The following is a 298-nucleotide window of genomic DNA, read 5'->3' as shown; positions in this document are numbered from 1 at the left end:
AGGGCGGATTGATAAAGCTCTTGAAGTCACTAAGCAGAAGGAGTATGGGGTTTTTTCTGATCAGCAGAAGGCTAAGCTCAGAGAGAATGTGACTCGTATCATGGTGGAAGCAAATGAGCCCGCTTTTGAGCAAGCTGTTGCCCATGATTGGGAGAAATACACGAAAGAGCTGAATCTGGCGAAACGGCAGGCATTTCACCAAAAGTATGCCGATTTTTGTGCTGAAGTGGCGAAAAAGCTGGAACAACTGGCCCAGCTCAGGGTGAGCTGGCTCCAGGAGCGTCGGTTTATCACCTGT

Annotated in this window: 1 pseudogene; it reads left to right on the top strand. The window is 49.0% G+C overall.

The annotated features are described in order from the left end of the window. Nucleotides 1-298, top strand: a pseudogene (locus ABR397_RS23735) (T6SS effector BTH_I2691 family protein); the annotation flags it as partial.

It is taken from the genome of Photorhabdus viridis (assembly GCF_040256935.1).
GTDB lineage: Bacteria > Pseudomonadota > Gammaproteobacteria > Enterobacterales > Enterobacteriaceae > Photorhabdus > Photorhabdus viridis.
This window is presented reverse-complemented; position numbering and strand designations above follow the sequence as displayed.